Source organism: Lutimaribacter marinistellae (genome assembly GCF_042648365.1).
GTDB classification, from domain to species: domain Bacteria; phylum Pseudomonadota; class Alphaproteobacteria; order Rhodobacterales; family Rhodobacteraceae; genus Lutimaribacter_A; species Lutimaribacter_A marinistellae.
In genome coordinates, this window is record NZ_JBHRXI010000016.1 from 200871 (window position 1) to 226630 (window position 25760).

A 25760-nucleotide genomic window follows, 5' to 3' on the forward strand; every position below is an offset into this window, starting at 1 on the left:
AGCGGAGGTTTGCTTTTGAACCTGGAAAAACGAGGGAAGCCGCGTCACTCGCCCTGGGCGTCGGCCCTGCTCTTGCCAGCAACGTTCATCGCGAGGGTCGCCGCCATGAAATCGTCAAGATCACCATCGAGAACACCCTTGGTGTCCGAGGTTTCATGGTTGGTACGCAGATCCTTGACCATCTGGTACGGCTGAAGGACATAGGAGCGGATCTGGTTACCCCAACCCGCATCACCTTTGGCCTCATGCGCCGCGTTGATCTCGGCATTTCGACGGTCCAGTTCCATCTGATACAGACGCGATTTCAGCGCTTTCATGGCGATGTCGCGGTTCTGATGCTGCGACTTTTCGGAAGATGTGACCACGATCCCAGTGGGTGCGTGCGTAATCCGCACGGCAGAGTCCGTGGTATTCACGTGCTGCCCACCTGCACCCGAAGACCGGAATGTATCAATACGAATATCAGCCGGGTTCACCTCGATTTCGATGTTGTCGTCGACAACCGGATAGACCCAGACCGACGCAAAAGACGTTTCGCGCGTGCCTTTGCCGAAGGGCGAAATGCGCACCAGGCGGTGCACGCCGGATTCGGATTTCAACCAGCCATAGGCGTTGTGACCCGAGATCTTGTAAGCGCAGGACTTGATCCCGGCCTCTGTGCCTGCTTCTTCGGACTGGAGTTCGACCTTGTAGCCGCGCTTTTCCGCCCAGCGGACATACATGCGCTGCAACATCTGCGCCCAGTCGCAAGCCTCTGTCCCGCCTGCCCCGGCATTGATCTCCAGGAACGTATCATTGGAGTCCGCCTCACCGTCCAGCAGCGCCTCGAGTTCTTTCTGGGCAGCCGTTTCCTTGAGTGCCCGGATCGAATTCTCGGCTTCGGTGACGACCTCGTCATCCTCTTCCATCTCACCCAACTCGATCAACTCGACATTGTCTTCGAGATCGCTCTTGAGACCTTCATACGTTCCGATCGCATCGACGAGCGACTGGCGCTCGCGCATCAGCTTCTGCGCGGCTTCCGGGTCGTTCCAGAGGTTGGGGTCCTCAACGCGTGCGTTGAACTCCTCCAGCCGATGCGGTGCCGTTTCATAATCAAGACGTTGAGCCAAAAGCTCCAACGAATTCCTGATGTCGGCCACGATGTTCTGGATTTCGGCGCGCATGGGTGCACTTTCCACGTTGAGATATCAGAACCGCCTGATAACAAGAGCTGTTGTCCATCACAAGACGCGAGCCGTTCAGAGAGCGGCGGAACTCGTTTTCGACTTGCAGGAACTGAGCCCCACCAAGATCGCGACCAAACTGTCGGATTTCGTTGTCAGTAAAGACCACCGGAGCTGATGGTGCCGAAGTTTGCCTTCGGCCCGACCGTCGCTTTCTGCCCGGTAGATGTGGTGACCTGGCGACCGGCTTGCTGCATTTCCTCCACCAGCGGCAAGTTCGAGCCCATGGCGAAACCGCCGTCATAGGTAAGGCCAAAGATCGGCTCTTCACCATCGCGGAAATACTCGGCAACGACATAATCACCGTTCGCATCGTCAGGAAGGCGCGCGCCGCTGAAACGGTCGATCTTGATGAAGTGCCCGCCCGACGGAACATCGAACGGTCCGCCGCCATACTTGGCCACCGCCTTCTCCATGAAGCTTTGGAAAACGGGACCGCACATACCCCCGCCAGAGGCGCCGCGGCCCAAAGGCCGGGGCCGGTCGTAACCGATGTAACATCCCGCGACGATGTTCGACGTAAATCCGATGAACCATACATCCTTGGCGTCGTTGGTCGTACCGGTCTTTCCGGCCGTTGGCACCGGCAGCTTCACCGTGCTGCTGGCCGTGCCACGGTCAACCACGCCTTTCATCATCGAAGTCAACTGGTAGGCCGTGATGGGATCCATCACCTGTTCGCGGTTGGTCACGATACGGGGTGCCGCGTTCCGACCGACGCGATCACTGTTGCAATCGACGCAGTCCCGGCGGTCATGGCGATAAATGGTGCGACCGTAGCGATCCTGAATCCGGTCGACCAGTGTAGGATCGACACGTTCGCCGCCGTTGGCAAACATCGCATAAGCGGCAACCATGCGGTAGAGCGTCGTTTCTTCCGAGCCCAGCGCATTTGCAAGATATGCGCCCATGTCATCATAAACGCCGAAGCGCTCGGCATAGCTTGCCACAACCTGCATCGAGACTTCCTGCGCAAGTCGAATGGTCATCAGGTTCCGCGACCGTTCGATCCCGGTACGAAGCGGCGTTGGGCCATAATACTTGTTCGAGGCATTCTTGGGCCGCCACAGTCCCTGCGGCGTGTTCACCTCGATGGGCGCATCAACGACGATCGTCGCGGGGCTGTACCCGCTATCAAGAGCAGCTGCATATACGAACGGTTTAAAAGACGACCCAGGCTGGCGCTGCGCCTGTGTCGCACGGTTGAACACCGAGTGCTGGTAACTGAACCCGCCCTGCATCGCCAGAACGCGACCGGTATTCACGTCCATAGCAACAAAACCGCCCTGAACGCCGGGCACCTGCCGCAACGACCAGCCATCGCTGGTCTCCCGGACCAGAACCACATCGCCACGCTTGAAGTTGTCGAAGAAGTTTCCACGCATCCACTTGATGTCGGAACGTGGAACCGTACCCGCAGCGGGGCCATCTTCGATCCCGACAGTCAGGCTCTGCTCGGCCACGTTGAGCACGACCGCAGGATACCAGCGCGTCGGCAGCACGATGTCGCGCGCCACGTCCACATCAGAAAGCGCGTCGCGCCATGACGCTTCATCATCGAGCATCTCAACTGGAACCGTCTTTTTGGTTCCACGCCAGATGCCGCGCGACCGGTCGTATTTCTCAAGAGCCTCGCGCAGCGCAGAAGCAGCTTCGACCTGCATTTCCTCATCAATCGAAGCACGCACCGTGAACCCACCGGTAAAGAATTCGCCTTCGCCAAAATCCTCGCTCAACTGCCGGCGGATCTCGTCAGTGAAATAATCCCGAGGCGGCAATGCCGTGCGGAAGCTTTCGAAATCGCCGTTCTGGACGGACCGCAAGGGCATTTCGACTTCGCTTTCGTAGGTCGCGAGAGTGATGTAGCCGTTTTCGTACATCTCCTTCAGCACGAAATTGCGTCGGGCCAACAGGCGCTCCTTGTTGCGCACAGGATGGTAATCCGAGGGCGCTTTGGGGAGCGAGGCGAGCATTGCGGCCTCGTGCGGGGCCAGTTCGCTTAGCGTCTTGTTGAAGAACGTCTGCGCAGCCGCCGTCACGCCATAAGAGTTCTGGCCGAGGTAGATTTCATTCAGGTAGAGTTCGAGGATCTGTTCCTTGTCCAGCGTCTGTTCCAGCCGTGCGGCAAGAATGATCTCCTTGATCTTGCGCTCGGCGCGACGGTCGCCCGACAGCAGGAAGTTCTTCATCACCTGCTGGGTGATCGTCGACGCACCCCGTACTGTCTCACCCCGGGTCTGCACCGCCTCGAAACCGGCGGCCGCGATGCCGCGCAGATCATACCCCTGATGGGTATAGAAATTCTTGTCTTCAGCCGAAATGAAGGCCTGCTTCACCAGGTCTGGGATGTCCTCGGACGGCGTGAACAGGCGGCGCTCCTGCGCGAACTCGTCGATCAGGTTGCCTTCGCCGGAATAGATACGGCTGATCGTGGGCGGTTGGTACTGAGCCAGCGACTCGTGGCTGGGCAGATCGCGACCGTACATCCAGAACACGCCGCCGATCGTCAGCGCCACCATGAAAACACCAAGCGTCGCGAGGCTGAAGATAGCCCCAAGGAAGGAGAAGATGAACCGGAACACTGAACTGCCCTTTTACCGCGGTGCCGCCTATATAAGGATGCCACAGTTACGGGTCAAAACCCATGGACCATTTTCGGCATGTATGAGCGCAACGTCGCGCGGGGCCATGGCTATTGCCGCACCAATGCCTTGCGCGCCTGATCCTCTTCACGCCACTTGCGAAGCGCGTTGCGTATTCCCACCGCCATACCCGAGCGCCACTCCGCATCCTGCAGATTGCGCAGGTCACGAGGACTGGACATGAAACCCAGTTCGATCAATGCGGACGGAATGTCGGCCGCCTTGAGCACCGAGAACGCGGCCTGCCGAAGCGGTCGGCGGTTCATCGGCCCGCCTTGTTGGGCCATTCCGTCGACCAGCGAATTGGCCAGGGCCTCGGCACGGGGGGCGGTTTCGGCGCGTGCAAGGTCAAGCAAAATGTCTGTCACCTGATCGTCGGTCGCTGTCAGATCGAGCCCCGACAACAACTCGGCACGATCATGTCGTTCAGCCAACTTGGCGCTTGCCACGTCCGAGGCCTCCTCGGCCAGAAGATAAACGGTTGCGCCATGCGCAAGCCCTTCGGAAAGGGAATCGGCATGCAGGGACAGGAAAACGTCAACCTCGGCGCGATGTGCCATGGCCACGCGTTGTTCCAGCGAGACGAAACGATCATCATCGCGGGTCATGATAACTTCGAACCCACCCGAACGTAGCAGCACGTCCCGCAACTCGCGTGCGAAAGTCAACATCAGGCCCTTTTCGTTGACCGCACCCGCCTCGGCCCCCGGGTCGATGCCCCCATGTCCCGGGTCGAGCATCACCCGGAGTGCAGCATCCCGAGCTTTTCGTGGCAAGGGCGCGATAGGGGCGGGATCGGGCAAATCCCAGCGCGCATCACGCGGCGCGCCAGCCGTTTGGGCGAATTGGGTTGCTGACACTGGGCCCAAGGCGAGTGACAGGCGGGCAGCACCGGTAACATCGTCAATGCTCAATTCGGCGGTTTCAACAGCCAGCGGTTCGGCCAGAACCAGTACCATGCGTGACCAGCCCGGAACATAGCCCCCGAACGCCGCCTCACCTACTCTATCGGTTTGCAGCAGGGTGTCGTTCGACAGCCCGGTCCAGTCGACTTCTTGAAAATCCAGGACCAGCCGCGGCGGTTCCGCCAAGGTGAACAAGCGATAAGGCACACCTTGGCTCAAGCCCAGCTCAACTGTCACGCCAGAACGCCCAGCATCGCTCACGCGGCTGGTTTCCGGGTCTATTCGCGCCAAACCGCTGAAGCCTTGCGTCCAGCCTGCACCGCAAAGCGCCAAGAATAGCGCCACCGCCCAAAGGATCCTGCTCATTCCCACCGGCCTTTTGTCATCCGTTCGCCCCGCAGCATAGCGCAGGCAAGCCCATCTGCGAAGATTAGACGCGCGCGGCCATGAACCGAGACAGCCGCTCCAGCCCCTCTTCCAGATCCGCCGTCGCACGCGCGTAGGAGAAACGCAATGTGCCTCCCCCCCGTTCGGGGTCGAAATCGAGGCCCGGCGTCACCGCGACCCCGGCTTGATCGAGGATTTCCGCCGCGAATGCGCGGCTGTCATCGGTCAGATGAGAGACGTCCGCATAGACGTAGAACGCCCCATCGGGCGGCGCGATGCGATCGAACCCGGCTTTCGGCAAACCTTCGAGCATCAGGTCACGGTTGCGACGATACACATCCATGTTGGCCTGCAACTCGTCTTCGCAATCCATCGCTGCGAGCGCCGCTATCTGGCTTGCATGCGGCGCGCAGATGAACATGTTCTGCGCGATCCTTTCGACAGTGCGCACATGGTCCTCGGGTACCACCATCCAGCCGACCCGCCAGCCGGTCATCGAGAAATACTTGGAGAAAGAATTGATGACATAGCACTGGTCCGTGATCTCCAGTGCGGTGACCGCCTTTTTCTCATACTCCAGCCCGTGATAGATCTCGTCGCTGATAAAGCTTGCCCGCTGCTCATGCGATGCTTCGATCAATGCGCGCATAGCGGCATGATCCAGCATCGTACCGGTGGGATTGGCAGGCGATGCCACCATCAACCCGGCGAGATCCATCTGGTCGAAGTCTTCGGGAACGGGTTGATAGCGGTTCTGCGCCGCGGTCGGGAGATCAACCGGCACCATCCCAAGCGCTCGAAGGATCTGGCGATAGGACGGATACCCCGGTGCCCCTATCCCCACCCGGTCACCGCCGTCGAAGAGCGAAGTAAAGGCAAGCAGAAATCCGCCCGAAGAGCCGGGCGTGATGATCACGCGATCGGGGTTCAGATCGACGCCGTACCACTCTGCATACATTCGTGCGATCCGCGCGCGCAATGCAGGCAGGCCCAACGCAACTGTGTACCCCAAAGGCCCGTCTTGCATCGCTTTTTCCAAGGCTGCCAGGGCCCCCTTGGGTGCGCCGGTGCCCGGCTGGCCAACCTCCATATGAATGACACGGCGGCCTTCCTCCTCGGCGCGTCGCGCGGCCTCCATTACATCCATCACAATGAAGGGATCGACCCTGGATCGGCTTGAGTTTCGCATGGCCTTCTCTCATGTTGCGCGCATGGTGTGTGCACGCCTTCTCCGGCTGACGTCAATCCCGGCGCTGTTGATGACGTTCGTCCTGTGGCTGGTGACGGCGGGTTCTTCCGCCGCGATCGGTCTTTTGCGGGACCCCGATATCGAAAACGGGCTGCGGGAACTTGCCTTTCCCATCCTACGCGCAGCTGGGCTGAACACACGCCGTGTCCAGATCCTGCTGGTGGACAACGACCGCTTCAATGCGTTTGTGATCGACCATAACGCGATTTTTTTGAACTACGGCCTCATTCTCAAGGTCAAAAGCCCCGAGATGCTGCAGGCGGTGATCGCGCATGAGGCAGCACATATCTCCAACGGTCACATCCAGCGGCGCATGGCCAACCTCGAGGCCGCCGGCCGCATGGCCTCGCTGGGCACCGCGCTCGCACTTCTTGCAGCGGCGGCAGGCGCTGGTGAGGCCGCAGGCGGCATCGCGCTCGGGGCACAAAGCTCGGCAATGCGCGGTTTCCTCAGCCACACGCGGGCCGAGGAAGCATCGGCAGACCGCTCTGCGGCCAGCTACCTGCACCGGTCCGGGATTACCGTTCAGGGTTTGGTCGATATTCACGAGGAATTCGCGGGGCAGGAACTGCTGTCACCCGTCAATCAAGACCCATACATGCGCAGCCACCCGCTGTCACGGGACAGGATGCGCGCGGCACAGGATTTTCTTGATGCATACGGTGATCCGGCCCTACCGAACGCAAGCGCCGAATACTGGTTTGCGCGGATCAAGGGAAAGACCAGCGCCTTCACCCGGTCTCCGAAATGGACCCTGTTGCGGGCAGCAGAAGAAAGCCATCGCGACATCCGACTGATGCGCGAAGCTATTGCACACCACCGAAATCGAGACCTCGGACGCGCACTGGCAGCCATCGATGGAGCGCTGGCGATACGCCCCGAGGACGCATTCTACTATGAACTCAAAGGTCAGATCCTGCTGGAGAATCGCAGGATCGGATCCGCACGCGAGGCCTATGCGCGTGCCCAGGAGCTCGCCCCACGCGATGCGCTGATCGGTGCCGGGTATGGTCGTGCGCTTCTTTTGGCGGAACAACCGCGCGCGGCACTTGAGGTTCTTGAAATGGCACGCGCCCGCGACTGGCGCAACGCGCGGCTCATGCATGACCTTGCACTGGCCTACGCCCAAACCGGCGATGCTGGAATGGCCTCCGTCACGACCGCAGAACGCTATGCGCTTATCGGCGATCTGGCGGATGCGGGTATTCACGCCAGACGAGCGATCGGCCGCCTGCCCGAAGGATCCCCGGGCTGGCAGCGCGCGCAGGATATTCTTCTGGCATCCGAACGAGCAGAGAAAAGGAAACGATGATGCTCCGATTTGCGACCCCGGCCCTGCTAGGGCTGACCTTGACTGCCGCTCCCGTCGCGGCGCTCGATCTTGACGCGCTGAACGATACCGAACGGGCAGCTTTCGGCGAGCAGGTGCGCAGCTACCTGCTGGAAAACCCCGAAGTCCTTCTCGAGGCGTTCCAGATACTGGAACAGCGCCAGGCCGAAGCCGAAGCGATGGCCGATCAACAACTGGTTGCGGCCAACGCGGACGAGATCTTTGATGACGGTTTCTCATGGGTCGGTGGAAACCCCGAAGGTGACGTGACCGTGGTCGAGTTCATGGATTACCGCTGCGGATACTGCCGCCGTGCAGTGCCCGAAGTTGCGCAGCTGCTGGAGATGGACGACAATATCCGCTTCGTGATCAAGGAATTCCCGATCCTTGGCGACGCATCGATGATGTCCTCGCGCTTTGCCGTTGCGACGAAACAGGTTGCGGGAGACGCGGCATACAAACAGGTCCACGATGCCCTGATGGAATTCGGCGGCGAAATCGGCGACGTCGCCCTGCGCCGATTGGCCGAAGGTTTGGGACTCGACCCCGAGCCGATCCTCGCACGGATGGATAGCGACGAGGTCACTGAGGAGATTGCCCAGACCCATGCGCTGGCCCAAAGACTGCAGATCTCGGGCACGCCCAGCTTTGTCATGGGCGATCAGTTGATGCGCGGCTACATGACGGCCGACCAGATGCTCGACATTGTCGAGGCGATCCGAGCGGAGCGCGAGTGATCGCGACAATCGGCCAGTAAAACACCAAAGACACGCCGCGCACTATTGCGCGGCGCTTACTCGGCTGCGTCAGGCGCTGCTTCCAGTTCCTCGGCGCGCCGTTCAACCTGCTCGACGATGTGGTCGATCATCTGGTCGTTGGTCATTTTGTGACTTGCCTTGCCAGCCAGGTAGACCATCCCGGAGCCCGCACCGCCGCCGGTGAAGCCCACATCGGTCATCAGCGCCTCTCCGGGGCCGTTGACCACGCAGCCAATGATGGACAAGCTCATCGGCGTCTTTATGTGCTCCAGCCGCTTTTCGAGGGCTTCGACCGTCTTGATCACGTCGAACCCCTGCCGTGCACAGGACGGGCAGGAGATGATATTCACCCCGCGGTGACGCAAGCCAAGAGATTTCAAGATCTCGTAGCCGACCTTCACCTCTTCAACCGGGTCAGCGGACAGGCTTACACGGATGGTATCGCCGATACCCATCCACAGCAGGTTGCCCAGACCGATGGCCGACTTGATCGTCCCCGACATCAGCCCACCCGCCTCGGTAATCCCGAGATGTATGGGGGCATCAGTTTGCTCGGCCAGCTGTTGATAAGCTGCCGCCGCCATGAAGACGTCCGACGCCTTCACGCTGATCTTGAATTCGTGAAAATCGTGATCCTGCAAGATGCGGATATGATCCAACCCGGATTCGACCATCGCGTCCGGGCATGGCTCACCGTATTTTTCGAGCAGGTGCTTTTCAAGACTCCCGGCGTTGACGCCGATCCGGATCGAACACCCGTGATCGCGAGCGGCCGAGATCACCTCTCGAACCCGCTCCGGCGAGCCAATATTCCCTGGATTGATCCGCAGACATGCCGCGCCCGCTTCGGCCGCTTCGATACCGCGGCGATAATGGAAGTGGATATCCGCGACGATAGGCACAGGGCTTTCGCGCACGATTTCCTTCAACGCGCGTGACGAAGCTTCGTCAGGGACCGAAACACGAACGATATCCGCTCCGGCCTCGGCGGCCGCCTGCACCTGCGCAACTGTCGCAGCAACGTCCGTCGTCAACGTATTAGTCATGGTCTGGACACTGATTGGAGCCTCGCCACCGACCGGGACATCACCCACCATGATGCGTCGACTTTTTCGACGGTAGATGTTCCGCCAAGGGCGCACGTGGTTCAGAGACATATCAGAAAGGGTCCCGTGTCAGCTCCGGTATATGTTGAGCTACATAGGCGCAATGCAGGGTACGGGCAACCGTGCTAGTCGGCTGCAGGGGCCTGATCAGGAGAAGCCGGGGCCTGCAACTCTGCAACGACACGGGCGAGGTCGCCGTCCTGCTCAAGATCGGCGACCTGATAGGCACCTTCGACCTCGGCAATGGACAGTGCCACGTTGCCGGTCACTTCACCGCGACCGCCGACCGGGCCATAATTCTCGCCGTTTACCACAAAGTATATGGCACCGCTGTCGCCGGTCCGCAGGCGCGGCGGTTCCTCGGTCAGTGGAACCTCATAGGTTTCACCCGGCTCCATGATCTTTTCGTAAATGCTGCTGCCATCGGCGGCTGTTACTCGAACCCAAGAGGGGCGAACCGCGACCATAGTGAGTGAGGGGGCAGCATCCTCCAGAACCTGCGGTCGCGCTGGTTCTGCCGATCCGCCCAACGCCAGAGCAACATCCCTCGCGACACTATCGGCAACGCCCTCGCCCAGGAAGTGACCCGGACGGGACTGATCACTTGTAACCTGTATCTCGGGCAGGTCAGGCGCCCGGAAACTTCCCATCGTGCGCGGATCAAGTGTGGAAATGGGCGCATCGCGCGAGACAAGCACCGGAACATCCAGCGCTTGCGGCCGGTAAAGGCGATCCAACGCTTCGGCCTTGGGCGACACCATGCCGCCCTGCCCTTGCTCGTCGTCGCCCGGCACCGTCTGCGCGGCTTGCAAAGGGTCGAGATCCGACAAGACTACCGGCGCCTGATCGACAGGCGCGACCTGGACCTGCTGCACTTCTTTCAAAACGGACCAGCCACCGTACCCGATGCCAGCGATCAGTGCGAGAAGCACAAGTGAGGAGCCAATTGCGCGTGGCTCGATCTGGGCGAAAACCGACTCGCGGCCGGGCACGAAGGGTGTGTTAGGGGCAGTAAACGGGTCACGAACGACCGGCTTTTTCGTGGCCATTTCGGCAGAAGGTTTCTTGACCACGGAAGCCTGCGCAGACATTCCATGTGCAACCTCGAATCCGCTTTCTTCGCAGAACGCCGCGAATGCCTTTTCGGCATCCATGCCAAGATAGCGGGCGTAAGACCTGACATAGCCAGCAATGAAGCCGGGTGTATCGAATGCACCCGGGTCCGTATTTTCGATCGCGGCGATGTAGTTCGCCTTGATCCGCAACTCACGTTGAACGTCCAGAAGGGATTTGCCCATCGTTGCGCGTTCGCCGCGCATGATGTCGCCAAGGCGCAGTTCGAAGTCGTCGAAACCGCGCGGTTTTTCGACCTCGTGCTCCTCTGCAATGCGCTGAGACCTGCGCCCAATCATTCCTGCCGCCCCATGCTCCTGCCGCGAGTTAACCGCAACGCCATGAATCATCCGTTAACGATTCGTCAGCGCTTATTGTTCCTGCAACTTTAACATGGAGGCCGGAGTTTGGACACAGGGCCGTGAAGTCATCCGGCCAGTTCGGCGCGATTCAGCGCACAGTGCGACCACAGCTCATCCATCGCCCGGATGAGCTTGTTCATCTCGTTCGGGCCATGCACTGGCGAAGGGGTAAAGCGCAGACGCTCGGTACCCCTTGGGACGGTCGGGAAGTTGATCGGCTGAACGTAAATGCCGTAGCCATCGAGCAGCATGTCTGAAAGCTGCTTTGTGTGGACCGGATCGCCAACGATCACCGGAACAATATGACTGCCGTGGTCGATGATGGGCAAACCCATCGCTTTCAGCCTTGTTTTCAAGATCTTGGCTTGTGTCTGATGCTGTTCGCGAAGTTCGGGCGAACGCTTTAGATGCGCGACCGAAGCTGCGGCACCAGCAGCCACCGCTGGTGGCAGCGACGTGGTGAAAATGAACCCCGGCGCATAGGAGCGGATCGCATCGCACATCTTGTGAGAGGCGGCGATATAGCCCCCCATCACACCATAGGCCTTTGCCAAGGTACCGTTGATGATGTCGATGCGATGAGCAAGACGATCACGTTCTGTTACACCGCCACCGCGCGGACCGTACATTCCAACAGCGTGAACCTCGTCGATATAGGTCAACGCGCCGAATTCGTCCGCCAGATCGCAGATTTCCTCGATGGGACCGAAATCGCCGTCCATCGAATAGACCGACTCGAACGCGATGAGTTTCGGCGCGGCAGGATCATCCGCAGCCATCAGCTCGCGCAAGTGATCCACATCATTGTGCCTGAAAACACGCTTTGCGCCCCCGTTGCGGCGCACGCCCTCGATCATTGAGGCATGGTTGAGCGCGTCGGAATAGATGATTAGGCCCGGAAACAGCTTGGGCAGCGTCGAAAGCGTGGCGTCATTCGCAATGTAGGCAGAGGTGAACAGCAGCGCGGCCTCTTTACCGTGCAAATCGGCCAGTTCGCTCTCAAGACGCTTGTGGTAAACCGTGGTGCCCGAGATGTTGCGGGTGCCGCCCGATCCCGCGCCTGCTGCGTCGATCGCCTCGTGCATTGCCTCCAGAACGACCGGGTGCTGCCCCATTCCCAGGTAGTCATTGCCGCACCAAACGGTGATGTCCTGCTCCGAGCCATCGGGTTTTGTCCAGACAGCATGCGGAAAGTGTCCGTTGCGACGTTCGATGTCGATGAAGGTCCGGTAGCGTCCTTCGTCATGCAGCCTGGCGATGGCAGTCTCGAGCTGGGCGTTGTAATCCACCGAGGTCTCCTTGGTCGTTCAGCCCCTGACCCGACGTCTTGGGGGCATTCCCTGTCTCCACATACGCATAAATTCACGTTCGTGAATGACTATATCTTTTCGTAGTGCCGTTCAACCGCCTACCGTTCCCAAGGGGGCGGTAGCATTGATTTACATCAAATATAAGTCTGGCGTGGCAGCCTCAAGCGCGGCTGGACCAGACGATACGCGGGGAATCGACGCAGGATGCCGCATTTGTCGCAAACTTGTTTCCTATAGGGCGCCTGGCGCCACCACTGGACCTCACCGTGTGGGCTGTTAGGCTCCGCCACAATCAAAATGACACGGAGTATCCTCATGTCCCTCGACGCCGTATTGTCGCGCATCGACAGCGATCTCGACGCCGCAACCGACCGGTTGATGGAGTTCCTGCGAATTCCATCGATCTCGACCGACCCGGCTTACAAGGCCGATGTGGACCGCGCCGCCGACTGGCTTGTCGAGGACTTGCGTGCCATCGGGATTGATGCCGAAAAGCGCCCGACCAGCGGCCATCCTATGGTCGTCGGGCACGTGGGAGAAGATACCGACACCCCTCATGTTCTCTTCTACGGTCACTACGACGTACAACCCGTCGACCCCCTGAACCTGTGGACCCGCGACCCTTTCGACCCGGCCATAGAAAACACCGAGAAAGGCCGGGTGATCCGCGGGCGCGGAGCCTCGGATGACAAGGGCCAGCTGATGACCTTCGTCGAGGCTTGCCGCGCGTGGAAGGCGGTCAACGGCTCCCTGCCCTGTCGCATCACCTTCTTCTTCGAGGGCGAAGAAGAATCGGGCTCTCCATCGCTCGTCCCCTTCCTTGAAGCCAACAAAGATGAGCTGAAGGCCGATCTTGCGCTGGTGTGCGATACATCGATGGTCGCAAGGGGCGTGCCTTCGATCGCATCGCAACTGCGCGGCATGCTCAAGGACGAGTTCACCATTACCGGTCCAAGGATCGACCTGCATTCGGGGCATTACGGTGGCCCCGGCCTGAACCCGCTGCGAGAACTGGCCCGCATCGTCACATCGTTTTATGACGAGGAAACTGGCCGTGTTGCGGTGGGCGGCTTTTACGAGGGCGTTCACGAAGTCCCCGAGGATCAACTGCGCCAATGGCAGACCTGCGGCTTCGATGAGAAGGATTACCTGAGCTCCGTCGGGTATTCCAAGCCGCACGGAGAAAAGGGTTACTCCGCGCTGGAACAGCAATGGGCGCGCCCGACGCTTGAGGTCAATGGCCTTTGGGGCGGTTACAGTGGCGCGGGTTCCAAGACCGTGATTCCGGCAGAGGCTCATTGCAAGATCACCTGCCGGCTTGTCGGCGACCAAGACCCCGACAAGCTGCGCGATGCGATCCGAGCGCATGTCGAGGCACAGTTGTCACCTGATGCCGGTGTGCGCTGGGACAATGACCTTGAAGGGTCTCGTGCTTCGGTCATGAACATCGCCCGATCCGAGTTCGAGGCGGCGCGCGGCGCCTTGTCGGACGAATGGAATCGCGAAGCCGTGTTTACCGGCATGGGAGGATCCATCCCGGTTGTTGGCTTCTTCCGTTCGGTGCTTGGCCTGGATTCGATGCTCGTCGGCTTCGCAAACGAAGACGACGCAATCCATTCACCCAACGAGAAATACGACGTGGAAAGCTTTCACAAGGGCATGCGTTCTTGGGCCCGAATCCTCGACGCTCTTACAAGGTGAAGGCTGCCCGGCTCACAACGATGTAAACCGGGAAAGCCGAAAAAATGCAGAGGGCAGCGCGGCCTGCCCTCTCAACAAATGCCGCCAAAGCGTTCCGGGATCTGGAACAGCTCCTTCGGGTTGGCGCGCTTGAAGTGATAGAGATTGTGACCGCGCGGCCCCCAGCTGTCGTGAAATTGCTTGCGGTACGGCGAGAAATCCCACGATCTGTCGCGCGGACGCTCCTCAAAGGCACGAAAGGTGCCATCATCGTCCCGGTTCTGTGCGAACCACTGGATGTTGGTCGTCGTGTCCTTTGTGCTTTCGATATTCATCCCGTCAATGATCGCGCGGCGTCGGTTCAGTGTGTCGACGTAAAGATCGTAGTCGCAATACTTCATGTGGAACATGTACAGGCAGTCGGGCATGTCCAGCGTGTCGTGTTCGGCGTAGTGCCCCCCCCTGCTGAGCTTCGTCTTCCGCGAAATGATGCAGGGTTTTGCGTAGAAACAATTCATCTGCGCCCAGCGCCGGGGACCCAGGATGGATCCATTTACCGGCTCCGGTTCCTCTGATGGCAGATGCGTAACCTCAAGCCCCATGGCTGTCCGTACGGTGCGCCCGGTATTCGCGTCGAGCCAAGAACGCAGATCATGTCCGGTTGCCGGATCAATCACCACGAATTCATCCACGTCGCAGACGATCACGACATGATACCAACGCAAGAGCGCCTGCATCAGGTGGTTCTTGGTCCGCCAGTTGAGCACGTTGAACTTGCGACGATCCCCATCGGGAATCGGGAACAGGTTGCACCCTGCCGCAATGTTGCGAACCGCCGCTTGGTTGCCATGGTTTATGACGTAGAGCGCCTCTTTCCCGAACATCCCGCCATAGTAATCGACCCATTTCTTGAGAAAGAAATCGTCGTCACGCACGGTTGTCAGAATTGCGACCTTGTCCTGCTGCATGTTGCCCGCCCCGACCGGTTGCCCCGGCCCTTGCCACTCTGTTCGCGGACTTTTGCCACACGCAGGATATCAGTCAAGCAAGCCACACTCGTAACCGGGCGCCTGTCGCACAGATGCGTCTATCTGCGAATTCATCGAGACTGTGGCGCGGTTGACGGGGCTCGAACCCGCGACCCCCGGCGTGACAGGCCGGTACTCTAACCAACTGAGCTACAACCGCGCATGACCCGGTGCCGGGTCTGTCTCGATCTAGGAACCATTTGCCCGGATCCTCGGGGCTGGCAGCGATGGCGCGGTTGACGGGGCTCGAACCCGCGACCCCCGGCGTGACAGGCCGGTACTCTAACCAACTGAGCTACAACCGCCCGCTGCCCGTTCCCGCCGATGCTGGTCGGCTGCAGAACGTTGCGGTGTATTATGGCCAGTGCCGAAGCACGTCAAGCGGCCTCTTCCGATTTTTTGGTGGCTTCGCAAAAAACTTCGTGTTGAGCCGTGACCTGTTTGGCGGAGTAGTCGACGATTTTCGACGAACAGCCACGTCTCGAGGTGTTCAATTACTGTCCTACGACGGGCTATGGACCAAGAGGCCATGATGGGAGGAATTTTTTGATGGCCTTTGGGACAGGGGCCGCCGCAGTTCGCGAAACCCAGCATCCGCTCTTTGCGGCAATGGTCGGCGGCTGGCGAACCGGCCGCCGACAAACTGCATGGCTTTAACTGTTAGCAGCGATTGCGCATTCAAAGGCCATCTCCATCGCGGCCTTGGTACCGGTCAGGTCAAGCTCGAAAGAGCGGTCGGTGTCGACGACCTTCATGGTCTGCGCATTCGCGACATCGGCGATGAAGGCAGGGTTGTTGGCCTCGATAAAGGCACCGGAATAGCCCTGCTTGTTTTCCAGAATGTCCTCTTCTGTGGCCGTGTAATTGTTGCCGTTGTCGAACGTGACGATCAGGTCAGCGCCCTGCTGCAATCCCTCGGGCGTTTCACGGGTAAAGACACCGATGTAGCCCACGTCCTTGGAGGCCAGGGCACCCATCTGGACCAGAAGGTCACCATCGGAACGCTCTGCAACGCATGTTTTGTCATCGGTGTTCGTGAACACGGTCCAGCCGCCGGCAGAGCCGAACTGCACGAAGGTCTGAGCGAAGCCCGTCGTGGCCAGTCCTGCGGCAAGAGCGAAGGTGCAAGCGGAGATCTTGATATTCATGGTTAAAGTCCCTTTGAAAATCAGTCGCCTTACGTCGCGACACCTTGACAATAGCACCCGCTTTGCGTGCGTCGAGACTCTTTGTGTTCAGCCTTGGTTCCGAAACAGGCGGGTCGAGGAGAACATGGCTTCGAGTTCTTCGATCCGCTCCTTGCTTTCTTCCCATCGAGCCTCCTGAACCTCTGCAATCAGCGCCTCGACAATCAGTTGAAGCGCAATGGTCGAATCCCAGCTGGAAGGTGCCTCAACGAGCCCGTTGAACGTGGAGTCTGCACACCGCCCGATCGGAGAGCCCCACTGATCCGTGAAGAGAACCACCGTGGCGCCGCGTTCGCTGGCAATCTGTGCGAGCTTCTCCAAATGCGTTTCATAGCGGCGGATGTCGAACACCACCAATACGGACCGTTCATCCATGTCGAGCAGGTATTGTGGCCAAACATTCGCGGAGTTGCCGAGCATGGTGACATGGGGCCGGATAATCTGCATGTGGTTGAACAGGTAATCCGCATTCGAGCGTGTGATGCGCCCCCCCACGACGTAGAGCGGACGCGACGTATCGGCCAAAAGCCGCGCAACCTTGTCGAACATCTTGGTGTCGATTCGTTCCAACGTGTGGCGCATGTTGGTCCATACGACCTGCGCAAAGCGCATGAGAGGATGCTCGGCCCCTTCGTCCACCATCCAGGCATCGCGTTTCGAGATCGGCTTCTTGATCTGTGCCGCAACTTCTTCGCGCAACGCATCCTGCAAATCGGGAAAACCGTCAAAGCCCAGCTTGCGCGCCATGCGAATCACGGTGGGCGTGGACACGCCGGCCGCGCCTGCGAGCTTGGTGATCGATTGCAGCCCCCCCATGGGGTAATCCTGCAGCAGGACCGAAGCCAATTGCCGCTCGGACCGGGTGAGCCCGTCCATCCGGTCATGGATCATCTGCTTGACGAGTTTGGTGGTCGGAACCACGCCGCGATCCTCGCTTTGGAGCATTTCTTACAAGGTATGACCATTTGTAACGCTCTGTACAGAAATTTTGTTGACATCCCCGCGCCCGCTGTAACCAATGCTTCACATGAGCATGGAACCCGAGTCATTCCTGTTGGGCCCGACCGAGGGGCCCGCCGCGCGTGTGTTGAACGCGGGCGGCCGGGCCAGAGCCGTTCTGATCTGTGAACATGCGAGCAGGTTTATCCCGGCGAAACTTGATGGCCTTGGCCTGTCACAGACAGCTGCACGATCCCATGCCGCATGGGATATTGGCGCTTTTGAACTGGCCGTGGAATTATGCGGGGCACTAGACGCGCCGTTGGTGTACTCCCGCGCAAGCAGGCTGGTTTATGATTGCAATCGCCCACCAGAAGCGCCCGATGCGATACCGGTCAAAAGCGAGGTCTTCGCCGTACCCGGGAACGTTCGATTGACTGAAGCCGACCGCGATCTTCGCGAGGCAGCCGTCTACCTGCCGTTTCGTGAGCTTTTGTCCGACACACTGAACGCCCGCCTTGCAGCACCGCTAGTTATCACGATTCACAGTTTCACGCCCGTCTATCTGGGTCAGGCGCGCGAAGTTGAACTTGGCATCCTTCACGATACTGACGACCGTGCTGCCCGGGCCCTACTGTCCGCGGCAGAAGGCTCTGGCCTCCATTGCGCGCTCAACGAGCCTTACTCGGCTGCAGATGGCGTTACACATACATTACGTGAGCATGCCATCCCACGCGGACTGCCGAACGTGATGGTCGAGATTCGCAACGATCTGCTGGCAGATGCCCAAGGGGTCAATCGAATGGCCGGGTTGCTGACCCCGATGCTCCTGCGCATCATGCGCGACCTTGTCCCCGACGACGACGCAGACGGCAGATGAGGACAACACCATGACCTTTCTGCAAAGCTATGTACGAGTCATCGACCGGATGAACCGATGGATCGGTCGCGTGGTGATGTATGGCATTTTTGTCATGATGGCCATTCTTCTATGGTCATCAATCTCCAAGACGTTCTTCCTGCCCTCACTCTGGACCCTGGAAATGGCGCAGTTCGCCATGGTCTCCTATTACATTCTGGGCGGGCCTTATTCGATCCAGATGGGGTCGAATGTGCGGATGGACCTGCTCTATGGAGAATGGTCGGATCGCAAGAAGGCGCGGACCGACGCGGTCACCGTGCTGTTCCTGATCTTCTACCTGGGCGTACTTCTCTATGGTGGCTACGACAGTCTCAGCTACTCACTGCAATACGGAGAGCGCAGCCCGACGGCGTGGCGGCCTTATCTTTGGCCGATCAAGTCAATCATGATGCTGGGTATCTTCCTGATGCTGCTTCAGGCGCTCAGCGAACTGGCCAAGGACATCCTGCGGCTCAAGGGTCATGACTACCCCCGAGAGGCGAATTGATGTCCTACGAACTGATCGCGATCCTCATGTTCTCGACCATGATGCTGATGCTGCTGACCGGGCAACGCGTCTTTGGTGCCATCGGGTTCGTCGCCGTCGTTGCAGCCCTGCTCCTCTGGGGGGATCGCGGCGGATATGACCTGGGTTTCTCGGCCGCGATGAAACTGATGAAATGGTATCCGCTTCTCACTCTGCCGATGTTCATCTTCATGGGCTACGTGCTGTCCGAGTCCAAGATCGCAGACGATCTTTACCGGATGTTCCACGTCTGGATGGGCGGGCTCAATGGCGGACTTGCCATCGGGACCATCGGGCTGATGGTCCTGATCTCGGCAATGAACGGTCTCTCCGTGGCGGGCATGGCCATCGGCGCGACCATTGCCCTGCCCGAATTGCTCAAGCGCGGATATGACAAGCGGATGGTTACCGGGGTGATCCAGGCGGGATCGTCGCTCGGCATCCTCGTACCGCCATCGGTCGTGCTTGTCCTTTACGCTATGATCGCGCGTCAGCCGGTAGGGCAGCTTTGGCTCGCAGGCGTGGTTCCGGGGCTGATGATGGCGGCGATGTTCATTGCCTATATCGCGATCCGTTGCCGGCTGAACCCGGACCTCGGCCGCGCGCTGCCACCTGAGGAACGGGACGTGCCGAGAGCAGAGAAGCTGCGCCTTTTGCGCGCGGGGCTTCTGCCGCTGGGCATTTTCGCCGCGATGATGGTGCCATTCGTCAACGGTTGGACTTCGCTGGTGGAAAGTTCGGCGATTGGTGCGCTAACAGCTTTTCTTGCAGCGGTACTGAAGGGCCGCATGACGCGGGCGGTGTTCGAGACATCAGTTCGGTCGACGCTGGGCATCACCTGCATGTTCATGTGGATCATCCTGGCTGCGCTGGCGTTCGGCGCAGTGTTCGACGGGTTGGGCGCCGTGCGCGCGATCGAGGACCTCTTCACCGAACGCTTGGGCCTCAATCCTTGGATGATCCTGATCCTCATGCAGCTCAGCTTTATCCTCATGGGCACCTTTCTGGACGACACGGCGATGCTGGTGATCGTCGCGCCGCTTTACGTGCCGCTCGTGGGCGCGCTGGGGTTCGATCTCATCTGGTATGGTGTGCTCTATACAATCACGACCCAGATCGCCTACATGACCCCGCCTTTCGGCTATAACCTGTTTCTGATGCGCGCCATGGCCCCGCCCGAGATTACCCTGCGTGACATCTATGGATCGATCCTGCCCTTCGTGATCGTGATGGTGGTCGCCTTGGCAACGATCATGGCCTTTCCGCAGATCGCGCTTTGGCTGCCCGGAGCCGTCTATGGAAACTGAAATGGAAATCCTCGACCGTATCCGGGAATCTGCTCGACACTTTTGTCGAAGTGTGGCGTGGGCGACAGCAACCTATGCCTTCGCGCGCTCTGCGGGTGTCAGTGTTTCACCACCAGCGGGACAGAGGATACCGACCCGCTACGCCACCTGCTCGGCTTGCCCGGGTCACGAAAGAGTTCTGCCCACGTAGAGTACAAAAACAAGAAATGAGCAGAGACAAAACCGTTCAACAAGGAGAGACGACATGACGACCAGACGCAATTTCCTCAAGACCACTGCGCTCGGCGCACCGGCCGCCGCACTCGCGGCACCCGCTTTGGCGCAATCCACCATCCGCTGGCGGATGCAGACCTATGCAGGCCCCGCATTGGCAGCGCATGTCATCGACCCTGCGATCGAGATGTTCAACAAGATTGCCGGCGACCGCATGCAGATCGAGCTTTTCTATGCCGATCAGCTGGTGCCTACTGGCGAGTTGTTCCGTGCGATGCAACGCGGCACCATTGACGCGGTGCAGTCCGACGACGATTCCATGGCCTCGCCGACCGAGGTTACTGTCTTTGGCGGCTACTTCCCCTTCGCGTCGCGATACTCTCTCGACGTGCCGGTGTTGTTCAATCAGTACGGGCTAAACGAGATCTGGGATGCGGAGTATTCGAAGGTCGGCGTGAAACACATCTCGGCCGGCGCCTGGGATCCATGCCATTTCGCCACCAAGGATCCGATCCGGTCGCTGGCCGACCTTCAGGGCAAAAGGGTCTTCACCTTCCCGACGGCAGGTCGTTTCCTGACGCAGTTTGGCGTGGTTCCCGTCACCCTGCCCTGGGAGGATATCGAAGTTGCGGTTCAGACCGGCGAACTGGACGGCATCGCATGGTCGGGCATCACCGAGGACTACACCGTGGGCTGGGCGGACGTGACCAACTATTTCCTGACCAACAACATCTCGGGCGCATGGGCCGGATCGTTCTTTGCCAACATGGATCGCTGGAACGAGCTGCCGGAAGACCTGCAGACACTGTTCCGCGTCTGCTGCGATCAGTCTCACTACTATCGTCAGTGGTGGTATTGGGGTGGCGAGGCGTCGCTGCGTGTCAATGGCGACAAGATGCAGCTGACCTCGATCCCCGACGCGGAATGGGCCGAGGTCGAAAAGGCGGCCCGCGTCTTCTGGGACGAGATCGCTGCCGAGTCAGAGGTCAAGGCAAAGGTCGTGCAGATCTTCAAGCAGTATAACGAGGACATGGAAAAGGCCGGCAGGCCCTACCGTTACTCCTGATACCGACAACAGCCGGTCCGCATCGGGCGGGCCGGCCTCAACCCAAAGGTCGCTAAATGCTGACATTCGAGACGCTAAAGGCCCAGGTGGCCGAGGGCAAAGTCGACACCGTCCTGGTCTGCCTTGTCGATATGCAGGGCCGGCTGATGGGCAAACGTTACCACGCGCAGAATTTCGTCGACACCGCGTGGCGGGAAACCCATTGCTGCAATTACCTGCTGGCCACCGATCTCGAAATGGCCACGCCCGATGGCTACCAGGCCACCAGCTGGGAATCGGGATATGGCGATTACGTCATGCAGCCCGATCTTTCGACGCTGCGCCCCCTGCCTTGGCTCGAGGGGACTGTGATGGTGCTTTGCGACGTGCTTGACCATCATACGCACGCGCCCGTGCCACACTCGCCGCGCGAGGTGCTCAAGCACCAGATCCAGCGGGCGGAGGCGATGGGTCTGACACCGATGATGGCGACCGAGTTGGAGTTCTTCCTCTTCCAAGGCACCTTTGACGAGATTCGGGCGAACGGTTTTCGCGACCTGACGCCGATCTCTGGTTATAACGAGGATTACCATATCCTGCAGACCAGCAAGGAAGAGCACGTGATGCGCCCCGTGCGCAATCACCTCTACGCCGCCGGCATCCCCGTCGAAAACACCAAGGGCGAGGCCGAAGCCGGTCAAGAAGAGCTCAACATCCGCTATGCCGACGCGCTGGCCTGCGCTGATCACCACACCATCGCGAAACACGCGGTCAAGGAAATCGCTCACATGCAGGGCCACGCGGCTTCGTTCTTGCCGAAATGGCGCCACGACCGAGTCGGCTCTGCAAGCCATGTGCACTTGTCGCTCTGGCGTGGGGACGAGGCGGCATTTCACGATCCCGACGCCGCGCACGGTCTGAGCCAGTTGGGTCGTCAGTTCTGCGCTGGCATGATCGCCTACGCGCCCGAATACACCGCCTTTCTCGCGCCCTATGTGAACAGCTACAAACGTTTCATGAAGGGCACCTTCGCCCCCACGAAAACGGTATGGTCCGTTGACAATCGCACGGCGGGCTTCCGCCTGTGCGGCGAAAACACCAAGTCCGTGCGCATGGAATGCCGCATCGGCGGGTCGGACCTGAATCCTTATCTCGCGCAGGCCGCTCTGTTGGCAGCGGGCCTCAAGGGGATTGAACAGAAACTTGAGCTTGCGCCCCCAACCAAAGGCGATCTTTACGAAAATGCTGACGCCGGAGAGATCCCGCGCACATTGCGCGACGCCGTGGAGACGCTGCGTAGCTCCGCCATGCTGCGGGATGCCATGGGCGATTGGGTAATCGATCACTACACCCGGTGCGCAGAATGGGAGCAGGAGGAATTCGACCGCATCGTGACCGATTGGGAGGTCGCACGCGGGTTCGAAAAGGCGTGAAACCGCGATAAGCGATCCCCCTCGCGGGTGCGGTCGCCGCAACTCGAGACTGCCGGCAAGACAAATGGCGCGACGGCGCCAAAAAAGGAAAACGATGGCTCAGACAGTCAAATGTATCTCTCCGATCGATGGATCGGTTTACCTGGAACGCCCTGTCCTCTCTCGTGATGAGTCCGTGGATGCCGCCAATCGCGCCGCGCAGGCTCAGGCGGTCTGGGCAGCACGCCCCTTGGCCGAGCGGGTCGAACTGGTGCGGGCGGCCGTAGCCGAGGTGGGCAAGACCACGGATCGCATGGCAGAGGAGCTGGCACATCAGATGGGCCGCCCGATCCGCTATGGCGGTGAATTCGGCGGCTTTGAAGAGCGGGCCAGCTACATGGCCGGGATTGCCGAGCAGGCGCTTGCCCCGCTGGTGATCGAAGACAGCAATGCGTTTGTGCGCAAGATCACGCGCGAGCCTCATGGTGTGGTGCTGGTCGTGGCGCCTTGGAATTATCCCTACATGACGGCGATTAACACCGTTGCGCCCGCCTTAATAGCAGGCAACACGGTGTTGCTGAAACACGCCGCGCAAACACTGCAAGTTGGCGAAAGACTGGCGGAAGCCTTCCACGCCGCAGGCGTACCGGATGACGTGTTCCAGAATCTCGTACTTGACCATGATACAACTGGCGAACTGATCTCCGGGCGGCACGTAGACTTCGTCAACTTCACGGGCTCCGTGCGCGGTGGGCAGGCGATGGAGCGCGCAGCTGCGGGAACGTTTATCCCTGTTTCCACCGAACTTGGGGGAAAGGACCCAGGCTATGTGCGTGCAGATGCCGACCTCGACGACGCGGTGGCGGGTCTACTTGACGGTGCCATGTTCAACTCGGGCCAGTGTTGCTGCGGGATCGAGCGCATTTATGTGCACGGTTCGCTTTACAATGAGTTTGTCGAAAAAGCGGTCGCACTCGTCAAAAGCTACAGGCTGGGTAATCCGCTCGACCCGGAAACGACGATCGGCCCGATGGCCCACGTCCGGTTTGCGCAGGTGGCGCGCGACCAGATCGAAGATGCAATCGCCAAAGGAGCAACCGCCCACATCGAAAGGTTTTCCGAAGATGATGGCGGCGCCTATCTGACACCGCAGATCCTCACCAACGTCACGCACGACATGGAAGTGATGCGCGAGGAAACATTCGGTCCGGTTGTCGGCATCATGCCAGTACGTGACGACGAAGAAGCCATCACCTTGATGAACGATTGCCGGTTTGGGCTGACGGCAGCAATCTATACACGCGATGTCGCGGCGGCGGATGCCATCGGCGCGCGTCTGGAAACAGGCACCGTATTCATGAACCGTTGCGACTATCTCGACCCGGCGTTGTGCTGGACCGGGTGCAAGGATACAGGCCATGGGGCGGGCCTCTCGGTGCTCGGCTTCCAGGCACTGACACGTCCGAAATCCTATCACCTCAAGAAGAGCTGACAGACATGAACCTTGTTGGAAACTGGTCTTATCCCACGGCAATCCGCTTTGGCGCGGGCCGCATATCCGAGATTGCAGAAGCCTGCATCGCCGCGGGCATCAGCAAGCCGCTGCTCGTCACCGACAAAGGGCTGGCTGGGCTGGAAATCACAACGCGTACGCTGGACCTGCTCGAAACGGCCGGTCTGGGCCGTGCTATCTTTTCCGAGGTTGACCCGAACCCGAATGAGAAAAACGTCGAGGACGGTCTCAGGATGTATCGAGAAGGCCGTTTCGACGGTGTCATCGCCTTTGGCGGTGGCTCGGGTCTCGATCTTGGCAAAGTCGTGGCCTTCATGGCCGGGCAGTCGCGACCTCTTTGGGATTTCGAGGATATAGGCGACTGGTGGACACGAGCGGATCCTGAAGGAATCCATCCAATCATCGCCGTACCGACGACCGCTGGCACCGGGTCCGAGGTCGGGCGCGCTGGCGTTATCACCAATTCAGAAAGCCATGAGAAGAAGATCATCTTCCACCCCAAGATGCTTCCTGCCGTGGTCATCTGCGACCCGGAGCTGACGATGGGTATGCCGAAATTCATCACGGCAGGCACCGGGCTGGATGCCTTTGCGCATTGTGTGGAGGCCTTCTGCTCGCCGCACTATCACCCGATGAGCCAAGGCATCGCCCTTGAGGGGATGCGGCTCGTCAAGGATTACCTGCCTCGTGCCTATGCCGACGGGACGGACCTCGAAGCGCGTGCGCACATGATGAGCGCAGCTGCAATGGGCGCCACCGCTTTTCAGAAAGGCTTGGGCGCGATCCACGCACTGTCCCATCCGATCGGGGCACATCACCACACGCATCACGGCACCACCAATGCCGTATGCATGCCTGCCGTACTGCAGTTCAACCGCCCCAAGGTGGAGGGCCTTCTGTCGCGCGCAGCAGACTACCTTGGCATCCAAGGCGGGTTCGACGGATTTGCGACATACGTAAACGATTTGAACGCCTCACTCGGCATTCCAAAGACCCTGAGCGAACTGGGCGTGACGGACGCTCAACTCGACATCCTGGTACGAGACGCTCTGAAGGACCCGTCGACAGGCGGAAACCCGGTGGAGATGACCGAGGCCAATACACGCAAACTGTTCGAAGCCGTTATGTGACCCACCTGTGCGTGGGGCTCCCGCCCGTCCGGTGCGCATCGCAGATGCGCGTGGCCGGTTGGGCCTAGGGTGCGCCCTGTCGTGCGCGCGACAGGGCGCCGTGACCGGGCTCACGCCAGCAGGTCGAAGATCTCGCCGCCGATCTGGATGTTGATGTTCAGCTGCGCCTCGCCATCGACCAGCGCCCACATGATCTGGCCCGTCGGGCGGTAGATCACGAAGGCCTCCTGCACCGCGTCCTCGCCCGAGCGCTCGCCGTCGGGCGTCGCCGTGTGCGCGAGGTTGATCTGGAAATCCGCCGCCGTCGCCACCTGGCCGAAGACCAGCACGTCGCCATCGCCCGCGAGATAGTCCTGCACCCAGTCCGAGCCGTGATCGGCCACGCCCAGGTGAAAGAAGCTGTCCGCGCCCGCGCCGCCATTGATCCGGTCGTACCCGAAGCCGCCATTGACGAAATCGTTACCATTTCCGCCGAAAACGAGGTCAGAGAG

Annotated in this window: 20 protein-coding genes, 2 tRNA genes and 1 pseudogene; 10 read left to right on the forward strand and 13 right to left on the reverse strand. The window is 59.9% G+C overall.

Going from position 1 to position 25760, the window contains the following annotated elements:
- Positions 1-44: 44 nt before the first annotated feature.
- The 4 genes from prfB to ACFORG_RS15100 all read right to left on the reverse strand — a co-directional run bounded on the left by prfB (position 45) and on the right by ACFORG_RS15100 (position 6349).
- Positions 45-1166: a peptide chain release factor 2 gene (gene prfB, locus ACFORG_RS15085; RefSeq protein WP_386736360.1), complete on the reverse strand. Its 1122-nt coding sequence runs from the start codon at positions 1164-1166 to the stop codon at positions 45-47.
- Between the two features lie 155 nt (positions 1167-1321).
- Complete coding sequence (locus ACFORG_RS15090) at positions 1322-3808, reverse strand: penicillin-binding protein 1A (protein ID WP_386736361.1); 2487 nt, start codon at positions 3806-3808, stop codon at positions 1322-1324.
- A gap of 110 nt (positions 3809-3918) precedes the next feature.
- Positions 3919-5139, reverse strand: coding sequence for an N-acetylmuramoyl-L-alanine amidase (locus tag ACFORG_RS15095; protein ID WP_386736362.1), 1221 nt, complete (start codon positions 5137-5139; stop codon positions 3919-3921).
- A 64-nt stretch (positions 5140-5203) separates the two neighbouring features.
- Positions 5204-6349, reverse strand: a complete 1146-nt coding sequence (locus tag ACFORG_RS15100; protein ID WP_386736363.1) for a pyridoxal phosphate-dependent aminotransferase — start codon at positions 6347-6349, stop codon at positions 5204-5206.
- Between ACFORG_RS15100 and ACFORG_RS15105 the strand changes: the two genes are divergently transcribed.
- Together ACFORG_RS15105 and ACFORG_RS15110 are read left to right on the forward strand one after the other, a co-directional pair.
- A complete protein-coding gene (locus ACFORG_RS15105) occupies positions 6348-7721 on the forward strand; it encodes a M48 family metalloprotease (protein WP_386736364.1) in 1374 nt (457 codons plus the stop codon). The genes ACFORG_RS15100 and ACFORG_RS15105 overlap by 2 nt on opposite strands.
- Complete coding sequence (locus ACFORG_RS15110) at positions 7718-8476, forward strand: DsbA family protein (RefSeq protein WP_386736365.1); 759 nt, start codon at positions 7718-7720, stop codon at positions 8474-8476. Before ACFORG_RS15105 ends, ACFORG_RS15110 begins: the two co-directional genes overlap by 4 nt.
- 56 nt (positions 8477-8532) lie before the next feature.
- Here ACFORG_RS15110 and ispG read toward each other — a convergent pair whose 3' ends face one another.
- The 3 genes from ispG to hemA all read right to left on the reverse strand — a co-directional run bounded on the left by ispG (position 8533) and on the right by hemA (position 12367).
- A complete protein-coding gene (ispG, locus tag ACFORG_RS15115) occupies positions 8533-9654 on the reverse strand; it encodes a flavodoxin-dependent (E)-4-hydroxy-3-methylbut-2-enyl-diphosphate synthase (protein WP_386736366.1) in 1122 nt (373 codons plus the stop codon).
- 74 nt (positions 9655-9728) lie between these two features.
- Positions 9729-11015, reverse strand: coding sequence for a helix-turn-helix domain-containing protein (locus tag ACFORG_RS15120; RefSeq protein WP_386736367.1), 1287 nt, complete (start codon positions 11013-11015; stop codon positions 9729-9731).
- 128 nt (positions 11016-11143) lie between these two features.
- Positions 11144-12367 carry a 5-aminolevulinate synthase gene (hemA, locus tag ACFORG_RS15125; protein WP_386736368.1) on the reverse strand — a complete coding sequence of 408 codons (1224 nt, stop codon included), beginning with the start codon at positions 12365-12367 and terminating at the stop codon, positions 11144-11146.
- Between the two features lie 336 nt (positions 12368-12703).
- Here hemA and ACFORG_RS15130 point away from each other — a divergent pair, with 336 nt between their 5' ends.
- Positions 12704-14089 carry a dipeptidase gene (locus tag ACFORG_RS15130; RefSeq protein WP_386736369.1) on the forward strand — a complete coding sequence of 462 codons (1386 nt, stop codon included), beginning with the start codon at positions 12704-12706 and terminating at the stop codon, positions 14087-14089.
- A 71-nt stretch (positions 14090-14160) separates the two neighbouring features.
- On the opposite strand, the gene ACFORG_RS15135 is transcribed toward ACFORG_RS15130, so the two are convergent.
- The 5 genes from ACFORG_RS15135 to ACFORG_RS15155 form a co-directional block, all read right to left on the reverse strand.
- Positions 14161-15036 (reverse strand): glycosyltransferase family 2 protein, encoded by an 876-nt coding sequence (locus ACFORG_RS15135; RefSeq protein ID WP_386736370.1) that lies wholly within the window; start codon positions 15034-15036, stop codon positions 14161-14163.
- Between the two features lie 143 nt (positions 15037-15179).
- A tRNA-Asp gene (locus ACFORG_RS15140) sits at positions 15180-15256 on the reverse strand.
- A gap of 68 nt (positions 15257-15324) precedes the next feature.
- Positions 15325-15401: transfer RNA gene (locus tag ACFORG_RS15145), tRNA-Asp, on the reverse strand.
- Positions 15402-15749: 348 nt separating this feature from the next.
- Positions 15750-16244: a hypothetical protein gene (locus ACFORG_RS15150; RefSeq protein WP_386736371.1), complete on the reverse strand. Its 495-nt coding sequence runs from the start codon at positions 16242-16244 to the stop codon at positions 15750-15752.
- 87 nt (positions 16245-16331) lie between these two features.
- Positions 16332-17228 (reverse strand): MurR/RpiR family transcriptional regulator, encoded by an 897-nt coding sequence (locus ACFORG_RS15155; RefSeq protein WP_386736372.1) that lies wholly within the window; start codon positions 17226-17228, stop codon positions 16332-16334.
- Between the two features lie 88 nt (positions 17229-17316).
- Here ACFORG_RS15155 and ACFORG_RS15160 point away from each other — a divergent pair, with 88 nt between their 5' ends.
- The 7 genes from ACFORG_RS15160 to ACFORG_RS15190 all read left to right on the forward strand — a co-directional run bounded on the left by ACFORG_RS15160 (position 17317) and on the right by ACFORG_RS15190 (position 25269).
- On the forward strand, positions 17317-18102 hold the full coding sequence (locus ACFORG_RS15160; protein ID WP_386736621.1) for an N-formylglutamate amidohydrolase: 786 nt from the start codon (positions 17317-17319) through the stop codon (positions 18100-18102).
- Positions 18103-18112: 10 nt separating this feature from the next.
- Entirely contained in the window at positions 18113-18631 is a 519-nt protein-coding gene (locus ACFORG_RS15165; protein WP_386736373.1) for a TRAP transporter small permease subunit, read from the forward strand.
- Complete coding sequence (locus ACFORG_RS15170) at positions 18631-19956, forward strand: TRAP transporter large permease (RefSeq protein ID WP_386736374.1); 1326 nt, start codon at positions 18631-18633, stop codon at positions 19954-19956. Before ACFORG_RS15165 ends, ACFORG_RS15170 begins: the two co-directional genes overlap by 1 nt.
- A gap of 244 nt (positions 19957-20200) precedes the next feature.
- On the forward strand, positions 20201-21235 hold the full coding sequence (locus ACFORG_RS15175; RefSeq protein ID WP_386736375.1) for a TRAP transporter substrate-binding protein: 1035 nt from the start codon (positions 20201-20203) through the stop codon (positions 21233-21235).
- A 56-nt stretch (positions 21236-21291) separates the two neighbouring features.
- Positions 21292-22647 (forward strand): glutamine synthetase family protein, encoded by a 1356-nt coding sequence (locus ACFORG_RS15180; RefSeq protein ID WP_386736376.1) that lies wholly within the window; start codon positions 21292-21294, stop codon positions 22645-22647.
- 94 nt (positions 22648-22741) lie between these two features.
- The gene (locus ACFORG_RS15185; protein ID WP_386736377.1) at positions 22742-24118 is read left to right on the forward strand and encodes an aldehyde dehydrogenase family protein; all 1377 of its coding nucleotides are present in this window, start codon (positions 22742-22744) and stop codon (positions 24116-24118) included.
- A gap of 5 nt (positions 24119-24123) precedes the next feature.
- Entirely contained in the window at positions 24124-25269 is a 1146-nt protein-coding gene (locus ACFORG_RS15190) for an iron-containing alcohol dehydrogenase (RefSeq protein WP_386736378.1), read from the forward strand.
- 110 nt (positions 25270-25379) lie between these two features.
- Here ACFORG_RS15190 and ACFORG_RS15195 read toward each other — a convergent pair.
- Positions 25380-25760 (reverse strand): annotated as a pseudogene (locus tag ACFORG_RS15195) (hypothetical protein); the annotation flags it as partial.

What these genes read in the sequence shown, in the direction of transcription:
- prfB (WP_386736360.1), bottom strand. Translation starts at nt 1,166, where the DNA reads ATGCGCGCCGAAATCCAGAACATCGTGGCCGACATCAGGAATTCGTTG.
- ACFORG_RS15095 (WP_386736362.1), bottom strand. Translation starts at nt 5,139, where the DNA reads ATGAGCAGGATCCTTTGGGCGGTGGCGCTATTCTTGGCGCTTTGCGGT.
- ACFORG_RS15105 (WP_386736364.1), top strand. Translation starts at nt 6,348, where the DNA reads ATGGCCTTCTCTCATGTTGCGCGCATGGTGTGTGCACGCCTTCTCCGG.
- ACFORG_RS15100 (WP_386736363.1), bottom strand. Translation starts at nt 6,349, where the DNA reads ATGCGAAACTCAAGCCGATCCAGGGTCGATCCCTTCATTGTGATGGAT.
- ACFORG_RS15110 (WP_386736365.1), top strand. Translation starts at nt 7,718, where the DNA reads ATGATGCTCCGATTTGCGACCCCGGCCCTGCTAGGGCTGACCTTGACT.
- ispG (WP_386736366.1), bottom strand. Translation starts at nt 9,654, where the DNA reads ATGTCTCTGAACCACGTGCGCCCTTGGCGGAACATCTACCGTCGAAAA.
- ACFORG_RS15120 (WP_386736367.1), bottom strand. Translation starts at nt 11,015, where the DNA reads ATGATTGGGCGCAGGTCTCAGCGCATTGCAGAGGAGCACGAGGTCGAA.
- ACFORG_RS15130 (WP_386736369.1), top strand. Translation starts at nt 12,704, where the DNA reads ATGTCCCTCGACGCCGTATTGTCGCGCATCGACAGCGATCTCGACGCC.
- ACFORG_RS15135 (WP_386736370.1), bottom strand. Translation starts at nt 15,036, where the DNA reads ATGCAGCAGGACAAGGTCGCAATTCTGACAACCGTGCGTGACGACGAT.
- ACFORG_RS15150 (WP_386736371.1), bottom strand. Translation starts at nt 16,244, where the DNA reads ATGAATATCAAGATCTCCGCTTGCACCTTCGCTCTTGCCGCAGGACTG.
- ACFORG_RS15155 (WP_386736372.1), bottom strand. Translation starts at nt 17,228, where the DNA reads ATGCTCCAAAGCGAGGATCGCGGCGTGGTTCCGACCACCAAACTCGTC.
- ACFORG_RS15160 (WP_386736621.1), top strand. Translation starts at nt 17,317, where the DNA reads ATGGAACCCGAGTCATTCCTGTTGGGCCCGACCGAGGGGCCCGCCGCG.
- ACFORG_RS15165 (WP_386736373.1), top strand. Translation starts at nt 18,113, where the DNA reads ATGACCTTTCTGCAAAGCTATGTACGAGTCATCGACCGGATGAACCGA.
- ACFORG_RS15170 (WP_386736374.1), top strand. Translation starts at nt 18,631, where the DNA reads ATGTCCTACGAACTGATCGCGATCCTCATGTTCTCGACCATGATGCTG.
- ACFORG_RS15175 (WP_386736375.1), top strand. Translation starts at nt 20,201, where the DNA reads ATGACGACCAGACGCAATTTCCTCAAGACCACTGCGCTCGGCGCACCG.
- ACFORG_RS15180 (WP_386736376.1), top strand. Translation starts at nt 21,292, where the DNA reads ATGCTGACATTCGAGACGCTAAAGGCCCAGGTGGCCGAGGGCAAAGTC.
- ACFORG_RS15185 (WP_386736377.1), top strand. Translation starts at nt 22,742, where the DNA reads ATGGCTCAGACAGTCAAATGTATCTCTCCGATCGATGGATCGGTTTAC.
- ACFORG_RS15190 (WP_386736378.1), top strand. Translation starts at nt 24,124, where the DNA reads ATGAACCTTGTTGGAAACTGGTCTTATCCCACGGCAATCCGCTTTGGC.